This window comes from Corynebacterium sp. LK14, assembly GCF_008042215.1.
GTDB lineage: Bacteria > Actinomycetota > Actinomycetes > Mycobacteriales > Mycobacteriaceae > Corynebacterium > Corynebacterium striatum.
This window is the reverse complement of sequence record NZ_NOVQ01000016.1, coordinates 324663-337343: the sequence shown is the minus strand read 5'-3', so window position 1 is coordinate 337343 and position 12681 is coordinate 324663. Positions and strand designations below refer to the sequence as shown.

At 61.9% G+C, this 12681-nt stretch carries 13 protein-coding genes; 10 read left to right on the top strand and 3 right to left on the bottom strand.

The annotated features are described in order from the left end of the window. Positions 1 to 7: 7 nt before the first annotated feature. From groL to CHU71_RS12875, 3 genes are all read left to right on the top strand, one after another. Positions 8 to 1624, top strand: a complete 1617-nt coding sequence (groL, locus tag CHU71_RS10830; protein WP_046646767.1) for a chaperonin GroEL — start codon at positions 8 to 10, stop codon at positions 1622 to 1624. A 58-nt stretch (positions 1625 to 1682) separates the two neighbouring features. Next, complete coding sequence (locus CHU71_RS10825; protein ID WP_147761058.1) at positions 1683 to 1910, top strand: hypothetical protein; 228 nt, start codon at positions 1683 to 1685, stop codon at positions 1908 to 1910. Positions 1911 to 2400: 490 nt separating this feature from the next. After that, positions 2401 to 2802 carry a hypothetical protein gene (locus tag CHU71_RS12875; RefSeq protein WP_187272075.1) on the top strand — a complete coding sequence of 134 codons (402 nt, stop codon included), beginning with the start codon at positions 2401 to 2403 and terminating at the stop codon, positions 2800 to 2802. A 38-nt stretch (positions 2803 to 2840) separates the two neighbouring features. Here the strand turns inward: CHU71_RS12875 and CHU71_RS10815 are convergent, their stop codons facing one another. Beyond that, positions 2841 to 3140, bottom strand: coding sequence for a WhiB family transcriptional regulator (locus CHU71_RS10815; protein WP_034656535.1), 300 nt, complete (start codon positions 3138 to 3140; stop codon positions 2841 to 2843). Positions 3141 to 3507: 367 nt separating this feature from the next. Here CHU71_RS10815 and CHU71_RS10810 point away from each other — a divergent pair, with 367 nt between their 5' ends. After that, positions 3508 to 4071 (top strand): sigma-70 family RNA polymerase sigma factor, encoded by a 564-nt coding sequence (locus tag CHU71_RS10810; RefSeq protein ID WP_005527881.1) that lies wholly within the window; start codon positions 3508 to 3510, stop codon positions 4069 to 4071. 48 nt (positions 4072 to 4119) lie between these two features. After that, positions 4120 to 4911 carry a hypothetical protein gene (locus tag CHU71_RS10805; RefSeq protein WP_147761057.1) on the top strand — a complete coding sequence of 264 codons (792 nt, stop codon included), beginning with the start codon at positions 4120 to 4122 and terminating at the stop codon, positions 4909 to 4911. Positions 4912 to 4970: 59 nt separating this feature from the next. Here CHU71_RS10805 and CHU71_RS10800 read toward each other — a convergent pair whose 3' ends face one another. Beyond that, positions 4971 to 5342, bottom strand: a complete 372-nt coding sequence (locus CHU71_RS10800) for a DUF5319 domain-containing protein (RefSeq protein WP_046646764.1) — start codon at positions 5340 to 5342, stop codon at positions 4971 to 4973. A gap of 161 nt (positions 5343 to 5503) precedes the next feature. Between CHU71_RS10800 and guaB the strand changes: the two genes are divergently transcribed. Both guaB and CHU71_RS10790 read left to right on the top strand, forming a co-directional pair. Continuing rightward, positions 5504 to 7024, top strand: a complete 1521-nt coding sequence (guaB, locus tag CHU71_RS10795) for an IMP dehydrogenase (RefSeq protein WP_147761056.1) — start codon at positions 5504 to 5506, stop codon at positions 7022 to 7024. 24 nt (positions 7025 to 7048) lie between these two features. Further along, positions 7049 to 8185, top strand: coding sequence for a GuaB3 family IMP dehydrogenase-related protein (locus CHU71_RS10790; RefSeq protein WP_147761055.1), 1137 nt, complete (start codon positions 7049 to 7051; stop codon positions 8183 to 8185). Here CHU71_RS10790 and CHU71_RS10785 read toward each other — a convergent pair. Further along, the gene (locus tag CHU71_RS10785; RefSeq protein ID WP_239299727.1) at positions 8182 to 9087 is read right to left on the bottom strand and encodes a DMT family transporter; all 906 of its coding nucleotides are present in this window, start codon (positions 9085 to 9087) and stop codon (positions 8182 to 8184) included. The genes CHU71_RS10790 and CHU71_RS10785 overlap by 4 nt on opposite strands. 74 nt (positions 9088 to 9161) lie before the next feature. Here CHU71_RS10785 and CHU71_RS10780 point away from each other — a divergent pair, with 74 nt between their 5' ends. The 3 genes from CHU71_RS10780 (at position 9162) to CHU71_RS13100 (ending at position 12655) form a co-directional block, all read left to right on the top strand. Beyond that, positions 9162 to 10076 carry a LysR family transcriptional regulator gene (locus CHU71_RS10780; RefSeq protein ID WP_046646759.1) on the top strand — a complete coding sequence of 305 codons (915 nt, stop codon included), beginning with the start codon at positions 9162 to 9164 and terminating at the stop codon, positions 10074 to 10076. Between the two features lie 72 nt (positions 10077 to 10148). After that, positions 10149 to 11723, top strand: coding sequence for a glutamine-hydrolyzing GMP synthase (gene guaA, locus CHU71_RS10775; protein WP_046646758.1), 1575 nt, complete (start codon positions 10149 to 10151; stop codon positions 11721 to 11723). A 65-nt stretch (positions 11724 to 11788) separates the two neighbouring features. Continuing rightward, on the top strand, positions 11789 to 12655 hold the full coding sequence (locus CHU71_RS13100) for a GNAT family N-acetyltransferase (RefSeq protein ID WP_147761054.1): 867 nt from the start codon (positions 11789 to 11791) through the stop codon (positions 12653 to 12655). Positions 12656 to 12681 lie beyond the last annotated feature (26 nt).

The following is a 12681-nucleotide window of genomic DNA, read 5'->3' as shown; positions in this document are numbered from 1 at the left end:
AAACCCTATGGCAAAACTCATTGCATTCGACCAGGAAGCGCGCGAGGGCATCCAGCGCGGCGTCGACACGCTTGCCGACGCCGTCAAGGTCACTCTCGGCCCACGCGGCCGCAACGTCGTGCTCTCCAAGGCCTTTGGTGGCCCGACCGTCACCAATGACGGCGTCACCATCGCCCGCGATATCGACGTAGAGGATCCTTTCGAGAACCTCGGCGCGCAGCTGGTGAAGTCCGTGGCCGTCAAGACCAACGACATCGCCGGTGACGGCACCACCACCGCAACCTTGCTCGCTCAGGCACTCATCTTCGAGGGCCTGCGCAACGTTGCCGCTGGTGCCAACCCAATTGAGCTGAACCGCGGTATCGCCGCGGCGGCGGAAAAAACCGTCGAAGAGCTGATGAAGCGTGCAACGCCGGTGAACTCGGCGTCGGAAATCGCGCAGGTGGCAACCGTTTCCTCCCGTGACCCGGAGGTCGGCGAGATGGTCGCCGGCGCCATGGACAAGGTGGGCAAGGACGGCGTTGTAACCGTCGAGGAGTCCCAGTCCATCGAGTCCTCCGTGGACGTTACTGAGGGCATCTCCTTCGACAAGGGCTACCTTTCCCCGTACTTCGCTACGGAAGAAGAGACTTACAACGCAGTGCTTGACGACGCCGCCATCCTCCTCGTCCGCAACAAGATCTCCTCTTTGCCGGACTTCCTGCCGCTGCTGGAGAAGATTGCTGAGTCCTCCCGCCCGACCCTCATCATCGCTGAGGACGTTGAAGGCGAGCCGCTGCAGGCGCTCGTTGTCAACTCCATCCGCAAGGTGCTCAAGGTTGCCGCGGTGAAGGCCCCGTACTTCGGCGAGCGCCGCAAGGGCTTCATGGATGACCTGGCTGTTGTCACCGGCGCCACCGTTGTGGACCCGGAGGTAGGCATCAACTTGAACGAGGTTGGCCTCGAGGTGCTGGGCTCTGCGCGCCGCGTGACTGTGTCCAAGGAAGACACCGTCATCGTCGACGGTGCTGGTGAGGCCAGCGCCGTGGAGGAGCGTCGTGAGCAGCTGCGCCGCGAAATCGAGCGCACCGATTCCACCTGGGACCGTGAGAAGCTCGAGGAGCGCCTGGCTAAGCTGTCCGGCGGCGTGGCCGTCATCCGCGTCGGCGCTGCTACCGAGACCGAGGTCAACGAGCGCAAGCTGCGCGTCGAAGATGCCATCAACGCTGCCCGCGCGGCCGTCGATGAGGGCGTCATCGCAGGCGGCGGTTCCGCACTCGTGCAGATCTCCAAGGAACTGGAAAAGTTTGCCGAGGAGTTCGAGGGCGAGGCCAAGACCGGTGTGCTCTCCGTATCCCGCGCGCTGACCCGCCCGGCTTACTGGATTGCGCAGAACGCTGGCCTGGACGGTTCCGTCATCGTTGACCACGTTTCGGCACTCGAGAACGGCCACGGCTTCAACGCCGCCACCTTGGAGTACGGCAACCTGCTGGAGCAGGGCATCATCGACCCAGTTAAGGTCACCCACTCCGCAGTGGTTAACGCCACCTCTGTTGCCCGCATGGTTCTGACCACCGAGGCATCCGTAGTGGAAAAGCCAGCTGAGGAAGAAGCTCCCGCTGCTTCCCACGGCCATCACCACTAATTTTTAGCCGCGAATCACCCCGGGTCTCCCACGTGGAGGCCCGGGGTTTCGTCTTAGGATGGCTAGGTGCACAACCAAGAATTCATCCGCGTTTCCGGCGCGCGATAATAATCTCAAAGAGATAAGCGTCGACATCACTAAGCAGAAACTCACCGTCTTCACCGGCGTTTCTGGTTCCGGCAAGTCCTCTCTCGTATTCGGAACCATCGCCGCAGAGTCCCAGCGGCTTACTCATTCAACGTTCCCTCCGCAGCTGGCCAGGGTGCCATCGGAGTTAACTGTGTGAAGGAAGTCCGCCGCTTTGAGCGCACTGGCGGCATCTGCCCCACCTGCGAAGGAATCGACCGCGCGTCGCAGATAGACCTCACTCAGGTCGTGGACGAGTCTCTGAGCATCAACGACGGCGCCATCCTTTACCCAGGCATGAAGATCGATTCCTGGCTATGGAAGGCATATGCAGAATCTGGCCTTCATCCTGCGGATAAGCCGGTGCGTGATTTCACCGACGAACAGAAGCATGCCCTGTACTACTTGAGCGATGTCAAGACCAAAATCATCGGCATCAATATGAGCTACCAAGGCCTCATTGTGCGCTTGCAGTCCTCCGTCCTCTCCAAGGACAAAGACAGCCTGCAGAAACACATGAAGGGGTCGGCCGCCACCTCGCTGTCCGCGCGCAGCTCAAAGAGGAAGTACGCGCTGCCACCGGAACTATCGAAACCCGCGACGCCCGACGCAACAACCTGCGCGGCATCGACGTCGACATCCCGATCAGCGTGCTCAGTGCCATCACCGGCGTTGCAGGCTCGGGCAAGTCTTCGCTGCTGGCGTGTCTGCCGGAGGACGTCGCAAAGCGCATGCTCTTCATGGACCAAACCCCCATCAAGGGCTCGCGCCGCTCTAACCCGGCGACGTATACGGGAGCGCTGGATGCCATCCGCAAGGCCTTCGCCAAAGCCAATTCCACCCCGGATAATACGGTGAAGCCCGCGCTGTTTTCCGCCAACTCGGAGGGTGCGTGCCCGAACTGCAATGGCACCGGCGTGATCTACGTGGAGTTCGGCTTCATGGGCTGCGTCGACGTGCCCTGCGAGGTGTGCGAGGGCCGCAGCTTAATACGCTTTCCGGCGGAGAGCGTCAGCGTCTCAAGCTCGCCGCGCGAATTCGTTGCGCAATAAGAGTCCTTGACCAGCAGATACTTGGCTGAATGCGTGGCTTAGGCGGTGACGGTGGCGCGCGATTGGCGAGTGCGCAGCGCGACAACGCGCTCAGACTCGCTCATGCCGCCCCACACGCCATAAGGCTCAGCGGAACGAAGGGCGTGCTCGCGGCACAGCTCGAGAACTGGGCACGAGTTGCAGATGGCTTTCGCGCGGTTTTCACGCTGGGCGCGAGCCCTTCCGCGTTCCCCGTCTGGGTGATAAAACACGTCCGAATTCTCTCCGCGGCATGCGCCCTGAAGCTGCCAATCCCAAAAATCCGCATTGGGGCCGGGAAGCGAATGAGGTTGAGACACGTTCAAAACTCCTTTGTGGGGTGGCATCCAAAGCGCTTGAATACGGTGCGCACTTGCATGGATAAGACGATTAAGAAGTCTTGACCGTAGTGGTAAACGGTTGGTTACCGGTTCCTTTCCAGCATATGGACTTGCGAAAACGATCCGAGATTTTACCCCTTTGACCTGTGTGAACCAGCAAGATTAACGGTTTATGAACTTTTGGCGCGCCGGGGAATGAGGCGAAAATATCCACCCAAAAGGGCTAATTTGGTTTAGGTTAGTGGGGAGCTTTACCCTCGCGGTTCGGGCAAATTAGCGTGCTTATGCCAAAATTGCAGCCATTGGCCGTGTGTCAGAACGCGGAAACTACCACCAAGGATGAACAGTGAGCGATACCGATAAAGAGCTAGCGGACCTCGTTCCGCTTGCAATTGACGGAAATCGTCGCGCACTCCAAAGCATCATGCGGATCATTCACCCCCAGGTGCTGCGTTACTGCCGTGCTCGCATCGGAGGTGGCCGCCAACCCACGCCCGAGGACGTTACCCAAGAAATTTGCCTCGCCGTAGCCACGTCCATCGGCTCGTACGAGGACAAAGGACGGCCGTTTATGGCTTATGTCTACGGCATCGCATTCAACAAAGTCACGGATGCACACCGGGCAATGGGGCGCGATCAGTCTAACCCCACCGAAGAGGTGCCGGAAGGCGCTACCAAAGAGGCAAATCCAGAGGAAACAGCGCTGGTAGCAGACGGTAGTAACAGAGTGCGTGAGTTGCTCGATACATTAAGTGACAAAGCTCGAAACATTATTATTTTGCGTGTGTTCGTGGGCCTGTCGGCAGAAGAAACCGCAGAGATTGTGGGTTCTACTCCCGGCGCTGTTCGCGTCGCACAACATCGGGCATTGTCGCAATTGCGTAAGGCTATCGGCGGTCCCGCCGCATAGTACAAGCGTGTCTCTATTACATATATCTCATTCAAGGAAGGGGGCATCATGGTAAAGAAGGAAGAGCCTACTCAGAGCGTTGCTGAGCAGCTACAGCCCTTGGTCGATGATGACGCATTCCTGACCAGCCTTTCTCAAGGACAGGACCCTTCCGCTGGTGAAGATGAGCTGGCTGCTCTCTTCCTCGAGCTGCGTGAGGACGTCGAGCGGCAGATGCCGCCCGCCCCTATCATCGAGGGCGCCGAGCTGGAGCCGGAGGTAATCTCGTTGGCTGCGGCCCGCAAGCGTCGTCGTTCGCGTCCTCTCGTCAATGGTCTTATTGGTGCTGCGGCGGCCACGTTGGTCATTGCTGGTGCTGGTACGGCCGTGTATAACGCAGGCCCGGCTTCGCCCCTATACGGAGTCAATCAGTCGCTGTTCGGCACTGACGACGCCTCCGTGGTCGAGCTTGCAACTACCCTCGAGGAAATGGAACGTCGCTCCGCTGAGGGAGATTTGAACGGTACCCGCGAACTGCTGGAAGCAGCACGCCGCATTATGGATAACGCTCGCTCCTCCAAGGAAAGCGCAGACGACAAACCAGCTCCTGCCCCCGCCCCGCGTACTACCGTGACCTCGACTGAGACCGTTGAGAAGGATGCTCCGGCAACCAACCCAGCGCCAGCCCCGGTAACGGTGACCGAATATCAGACCTTGACCTCGACAGTCGTTGTGACGAGCTCCGCGCCGCAGAACCCCCTGCAGCCCACCGAGGGCCAGACGGAACCGAGTGAAGATAACGGCGAAGGTACAGATAAAGGCAACGGCAATAACCTAGCGCCGGTGCAAACCCAGCGGTAAGGAAAATCCCTAGCTTCCGAAAAGGAGCTAGGGATTTTTTGGTGGCGTAGCCAAGCGCATTAGCGGCCGTCGAGGCCGTCCATGTAACCCAGGGCGTAGTCCCATGGGACGTAGCGGGTGGGGTCGGGCTCAGCGCCCGGCTCGTGGACCGGGGCGAGCTCGCCGGCGAGGGTGGCGCGCATGTTTGCAGCCATGATGTCCCACTCGTAGAAGTGGTTCTCCTCGCAGTCTTCGCAGAGGAAGAAGATGCCATCGATTCCCCGCGGGCCCAGCACCCGGGCAAATTCTTGGACCAAGGTGAGGTCGTGGATGATAGCCAGACGCTCGTCCTCGGAAAGCGGCATGACCTGCTCGTCCTCCTCCAGGAAGGAAGCTGGGTCGTTGGGATCGTCAGCGAATGGGTCGCGTGGCATATTGGCGAAGAAGTTCACCTTTGCGAGCCTATTAAGTCGCACCCCCTTTAGGCAATTTATTCGCCAGAATTCATTAGGCGCAGGTACTCGGACGCCCGGCTACCATTTCGCGCGCTTAAAGCACTAAGGTTGTGGTTACCGCGAAACCCCTCTTGGCCTTTAAGGAGTGTCCTTAACTCATGAGCGATTACCACGTTCGTACTGGTGGCGACGACCCAAACAAGGTAGCCCTCTACGGCTTGACCTTCGACGACGTTTTGCTTTTGCCGGCAGAATCCAACATCGTTCCGTCCGAGGTGGACACCTCGGCGCAGTTCACCCGCAACATCCGTCTTGGTGTTCCACTGGCTTCCGCTGCTATGGATACCGTTACCGAGGCCCGTATGGCTATCGCCATGGCCCGTCAGGGCGGTATTGGCGTCCTGCACCGCAACCTGTCCACTGAGGACCAGGCCACCCAGGTTGAGATCGTTAAGCGCTCCGAGTCCGGCATGGTTACTGACCCAGTTACCGCAACCCCGGACATGACCATCCAGGAAGTAGACGAGCTGTGCGCTCGTTTCCGTATTTCTGGCCTGCCGGTTGTAGACGCTAACGGCACCCTGGTGGGTATTTGCACCAACCGCGACATGCGCTTCGAGCCGGACTTCGGCCGCAAGGTTTCCGAGATTATGACCCCGATGCCGCTGGTCGTGGCAAAGGAAGGCGTGGCCAAGGAAGAGGCGCTCGCGCTGCTGTCTTCCAACAAGGTGGAGAAGCTGCCTATCGTCGACGATGACAACAAGCTCGTCGGCCTCATCACCGTCAAGGACTTCGTAAAGACCGAGCAGTTCCCGAACTCTTCCAAGGATTCCTCCGGACGACTGCTGGTGGCAGCGGGTATCGGTACGGGTGAGGAATCCTATGCTCGTGCAGGCGCGCTTGTCGACGCCGGCGTTGACGTTCTCGTCGTCGACTCCGCTCACGCGCACAACAACCGCGTGCTGGAGATGGTTTCCCGTGTACAGAAGGACTTCGGCTCCAAGGTCGATGTCGTGGGCGGCAACCTCGCTACCCGCGAGGCGGCGAAGGCCATGATTGAGGCCGGCGCGGACGCTATCAAGGTCGGCATTGGCCCAGGCTCCATCTGCACCACCCGCGTCGTCGCAGGCGTTGGCGCTCCGCAGATCACCGCCATCATGGAAGCTGCGGCAGTGGCTGGTCCGGCTGGCGTGCCGGTCATTGGCGATGGCGGCATGCAGTACTCTGGCGACGTCGCCAAGGCGTTGGCCGCTGGTGCCGACACCGTCATGCTGGGCTCCATGTTCGCAGGCACCACCGAGGCACCTGGCGATATCGTCGTGGTCCAGGGCAAGCAGTACAAGCGCTACCGCGGCATGGGCTCCATGGGCGCTATGCAGGGCCGCGGCCTGACCGGCGAGAAGCGCTCCTACTCCAAGGACCGCTACTTCCAGGCCGACGTTAAGAGCGAGGACAAGCTGGTTCCGGAGGGCGTCGAGGGTCGCGTTCCGTTCCGTGGCGATATCGATGCCATCGTGCACCAGCTCATCGGCGGCCTGCGCGCTTCTATGGGCTACACCGGTTCGGCCACCCTCGAGGAGCTGAAGACCAAGAGCTTCGTCCAGATCACCGCGGCGGGCCTGAAGGAATCTCACCCGCACCACCTGCAGCAGATCATCGAAGCTCCGAACTACCGCTAAACGAATCTTTCGAGGAAAGAGCACATGCGCGATTACGTTGAAATCGGTATCGGCCGTGAGGCACGCCGTACCTACGATCTGGATCAGATCTCCTTGGTCCCTACCCGCCGTACCCGCTCGTCGAAGGACGTCGACACCACCTGGCACATCGACGCCTACACCTTCGACGTCCCGTTGGTATCACACCCCACTGACGCTTTGGCCACGCCGGAGTTCGTCATCGAAATGGGCAAGCAGGGTGGCTTGGGCGTCATCAACGCGGAGGGCCTGTGGGGCCGTCACGCGGACCTAGAGGCAGCCTTGGCGAAGGTCACCGAGAATCCTTTTGACCTTTCCACGCTGCAGGAGCTGCATGCAGCGCCGCTGAATGAGGAGCTGTTGGCAGAGCGCATCGCACAGGTGCGTGACTCCGGCGTGACTGTGGCGGTGCGAGTGTCGCCGCAGCGTGCCCGCGAGCTGGCGCCGGTGGTCATTAACGCCGGCGCGGAGATTCTGTTTATTCAGGGCACGTTGATTTCTGCGGAGCACGTGCAGCAGGGCGGTGAGCCGCTGAACTTGAAGGAGTTCATCGGTTCCATCGATACGCCAGTTATCGCTGGCGGCGTGGCGGATTACACCACTGCGTTGCACCTGATGCGTGCTGGCGCTGCCGGCATCATCGTGGGCTCTGGCGTTAACACCAACGCGGAGACTGTGGGCATTGATGTGCCGATGGCAACCACCATTGCCGACGTTGCAGCTGCGCGTCGCGACTACCTCGACGAGACCGGTGGCCGCTACGTGCACGTACTTGCCGACGGCGACATCTTCACCTCCGCAGACATCGCCAAGGCGATCGCGTGCGGTGCTGATTCTGTGGTCTTGGGTCCGGTTTTGGCCCGCGCTGCAGAGGCAGGCGGAAAGGGCTACTACTGGCCTTCGACCGCAGGGCACCCACGCTTCCCGCGCGGCGTTATCGAGGCTGCGGACATGGACCTTATCGCGGCAGGATACGCGCCGTTGTCGGAGCCGGAGCAGGTTTCGCTCGAGGTCATCTTGCACGGCCCGTCTAATGAGCCACACGGCCAGCTGAACCTGGTCGGTGGACTCCAGCGTGCGATGGCCAAGTGCGGCTACACGGACTTGAAGTCATTCCAGAAGGTTGGCCTGGCAGTACGCTAACCGACCTTTGCCCGACTGCGGCGGTGTGCCTTCCATGGCACCCGTCGCAGTTTCGGTTTTGTGCCGCGGTCAGGCACCATCGTCTGTAGTACCGAGGCCATGATAACCAGCGCGATGGCCAGCAGCTTCAACGGACTGAGGTTCTGCGACAGCAGCAGCCAGCCGAAGAAAGCGGCAAACACCGGCTCGAGTGCCACGAGGATGGAAAAGACGTTGGGGTTGAGGTTTCGCAAAGCTGTGATTTCCAGGGAGTAGGGGATGAGCGAGGCGAGCAGACCCGTGCCGAAAGCAAGCAGCAGCAGATGGGAATCGGAGACGAGCACCACGGCGCCTTGGCCGCCCATCGGCAGCAGGGCGATGCCGCCGATTGTTAGCGCGACCGCTAGGCCGTCTTGGCCGGAAAACAGGCTTCCTGCTTTCTTCGAGGCCAAGATATAGGCAGCCCAACAAGCACCGGCGACCAGCACGAGCCCGACGCCGACGGGGTCAAGCGGCTCGCCGGTCAGCGAATCCCAGCCCAGCAGGCCGAGGCCGAAGACGGCGAGGGCGACGCAGACGGCGTCGCGAAGCGAACGCGATAAAAACGCCGCCAGCAGCAGTGGGCCGATGAACTCGATGGTCACCGCTGGGCCGATAGGGATACGCGCGATGGCCGCGTAGAAGAAGCCGTTCATCATGCCCAGCGAGAGTCCGAGCGCGGCTGCGGCGAGCCACTGTTCGCGGCCCCAGGTGCGTACCTTTGGCCGGCTGATGAGCAGCAGGAAGGCCGCCGCCATCAGCAGGCGCAGGGCAGCGGTGCCCCAGGTGCCGCCGTCGTCGAAAAGCTGCACTGCGAGCGCCGCACCGAGCTGCAGGGAGATGCAGGACCCGATGACGCACAAGATAGCGAAAGGATTTGTCATGCCCATATTGTGCGGCAGAAGCAAACTGTTAGTCTATCTACACTTATTGACATGTACCTGTAAGGAAAACTGCAATGTTGGATTTGCATCGGCTCCGCGTGCTTTTTGAGCTGCAACGCCTCGGAACCGTAACCGCAGTGGCGGAAGCTTTGCAGTACACGCACTCCGCTATCTCGCAGCAACTTGCGCAGTGCGAACGTGACGTCGGGGTAAAGCTCTACGAGAAGGTCGGACGGCGTATCCGGCTTACCGAGCAAGGTGAGATTTTGGCCGAATACGCAGGGCGAATGCTTGCGCTTTCCGACGAAGCGGAGTCCCGCGTCCTCGCGTCGACCTCACTCGTGCGCGGAACTATCCGAGTGACGAGTTTCCAGACAGTGATGTCGTCTATTATTCCCGCAGCGCTCACGGTACTCGCGCGCACGCACCCAGACCTGCAGGTGGAGATCAAGCAACGCGATGTGGAGACGGCGTCGGAACTGCTGCGCACCCGCGAGGTGGACCTCATCCTCGGTGAGGAGTACGACGCCGACATCCCCGCCACCGACGAATACACCCACCGCGAGCTGCTCGCCGAGGACCCACTGCACCTCATCACGCCGCAGGAAGGTCCCTGGTCAGAGCTGACTTTTCCCGAATTAGAGGGCGTGCCATTTGCTATCGACCCGGCGCACCTGTCGATGGGGCGGTTTACCCACCAGATGTGCTTGCGTCACGGCTTTAGCCCCAACGTGGTCTTTGAGACCCCAGACCCGTTCCTGCAAGGCCACCTCGTGCGCACCGGCCACGCAGTGGCGATCGTGCCGCGGCTGTTCCTGCCAAATCTCGGCAACGTCCGCGTGCTGGACCTGCCTGGAAATAGCACCCGCACGCTATACACAGCAGTCCGCTCCGGCCGCGAATCCCACCCCGGTCTGGCAGCATTTCGCGTTGCTTTAGCCACGGCAACGCAGCACGCGCTCGCCCGCGCGCCAGAGCCCGAAGTGTAGCGGCCACCGCTTCCCACAACGAACTGGGGTACCCCGTATTTAAAGACGGTTCAATGGGCTAGACTGTAGCGCGTGACTAACCCAACCACTACTCCGCGTCCAGTCCTCGTTGTGGACTTTGGCGCTCAGTACGCGCAGCTCATCGCACGTCGCGTCCGTGAGGCCAACATCTACTCCGAGGTTGTTCCTAACTCTGCCACCGTGGAAGAAATCAAGGCCAAGAATCCGGTCGCTCTGATTCTTTCCGGCGGTCCGTCTTCTGTCTATGAGGATGGCGCTCCTTCTCTGAAACCCGAGCTGCTTGAGCTGGGCATCCCGGTCTTTGGCATCTGCTACGGCTTCCAGGCTATGACCCAGGCGCTTGGCGGTACCGTGGCGTCGACTGGCTCCCGTGAATACGGCCGCACCGACGTCAACGTTTCCGGCGGCGTCCTGCATCAGGGCCTCGAGGCTACACACAAGGTGTGGATGTCCCACGGCGACTCTGTCTCCAAGGCTCCGGAAGGCTTCGAGGTCACTGCCTCCTCGGCGGGCGCGCCGGTGGCGGCTTTCGAGTGTGTCGCCAAGCGCATGGCGGGCGTGCAGTACCACCCTGAGGTTCTGCACTCTCCGCACGGCCAGGAAGTGCTCACCCGCTTCCTCACCGAGGTCGCAGGCCTCGAGCAGAACTGGACCGCAGACAACATTGCGGAGCAGCTCATCGCTGATATCCAGAAGCAGGTTGGTCCGGAAGGCCGCGCCATCTGCGGCCTGTCCGGCGGAGTCGATTCCGCTGTGGCTGCCGCGTTGGTGCAGCGCGCTATCGGTGACCGTCTGACCTGTGTCTTCGTCGACCATGGCCTGCTGCGCGCGGGTGAGCGTGAGCAGGTGGAGAAGGACTTCGTGGCGTCGACAGGCGCAAAGCTCGTCACCGCAGACGAACGCGAGGCGTTCCTTGCCAAGCTCGCCGGCGTTACCGAGCCGGAGGCCAAGCGTAAGGCAATCGGTGCGGAGTTCATCCGTTCCTTCGAGCGTGCTGTTGCAGGAGTGCTTAACGACGCCCCCGCAGGTTCCTCCGTTGACTTCCTCGTCCAGGGCACGCTGTACCCGGACGTCGTGGAGTCCGGCGGCGGTGACGGTACGGCGAACATCAAGTCCCACCACAACGTGGGCGGCTTGCCTGACGACGTCGAGTTTGAGCTTGTCGAGCCGCTGCGTCTGCTGTTCAAGGACGAGGTGCGCGCCGTGGGCCGTGAGCTGGGCTTGCCCGAGGAAATCGTGGCGCGCCAGCCGTTCCCGGGCCCGGGCCTGGGCATCCGCATTATCGGCGAGGTTACTGAAGAGCGTTTGGAGACCTTGCGCGCGGCAGACCTCATCGCGCGTACCGAGCTGACTGCCGCTGGCCTAGACGGCGAGATCTGGCAGTGCCCGGTGGTACTGCTTGCCGACGTCCGCTCCGTCGGCGTTCAAGGCGACGGCCGCACCTACGGCCACCCAATCGTGCTGCGCCCGGTATCTTCTGAGGATGCCATGACCGCAGACTGGACCCGCCTGCCTTATGACGTGCTGGAGAAGATCTCCACCCGTATCACCAACGAGGTCAAGGATGTCAACCGCGTGGTCTTGGATTGCACGTCCAAGCCGCCGGGAACCATCGAGTGGGAATAATCCCGCCCGCCCCGCAGCGTCTCGCCGAACTCCGGCGGGGCGCTACGCGCGTTTAGACTGTTGCCATGACCGAATTCAACGGCTTCGCCCTGGGCGAGTATGGCCTGCCCGGCCCGCTGCGCGACGAGCTCGTCGCTGCCATCCTTGCTGGCGCAAAGACCGCAACGTCCTCTCTCTACGCCGCGTACGGCGACGAGCCTCTGCCGCGCGTGGGCGAGGGCGAGATCCTCCTCGACTCCGCGGGTGCGCCCGTCGCGGTCCTGCGCACCACCGACGTCGAGCTGCGCGCGTTTGGCGACATCGACGCTGACTTCGCCCGCGCCGAGGGCGAGGGCTTTACCGATGTCGCCGCCTGGCGCGCCGCCCATGCGGACTTCTGGGGCGAGCACCCGCTTTCCGATGCCTCCCTCGTCGTCGCCCAGCGCATCGCCCTCGTCGCAGTGCTCGGCCAGCCCATCACCCGTGCTCATCCCGCGGACGCCCCGGCGCTCGCCCGGCTCGAGGACGTGTGCTTCCCGCCCGTGCAGGTCGCCGCGCCCGTGCAGGTCGCCGCGCGTTTGGCCGCATTCCCGGAATGCTTTTGGGTCCTGCGCGAGGACTCCGGCATCGTTGCCGCCGTGAGCGGCTTCGCAACGAACCGCCGCGACCTCACCGACGATATGTACGCCGACGCCGCCGCGCACGAGCCCGACGGCGCGTGGCAGATGATCTTTTCGGTCATCACGGACCCAGTCCGCCGCGGCGAGGGTCTGGCCACCCGCGTCCTCGATCGCGCCATCGCGGATTCCCGCGCACGCGGCCGCGCCGGCCTGGTGCTCACGTGCAAGGACGAGCTCGTCGGGTTCTACGCGCGGCTCGGATTCGTCGACGAAGGCACGAGCGCCTCGACTCACGGCGGCGTTGTCTGGCACCAGATGCGACTGTCTTTTTAGAAAGCGGCATGCCGAATCGCCCCGGC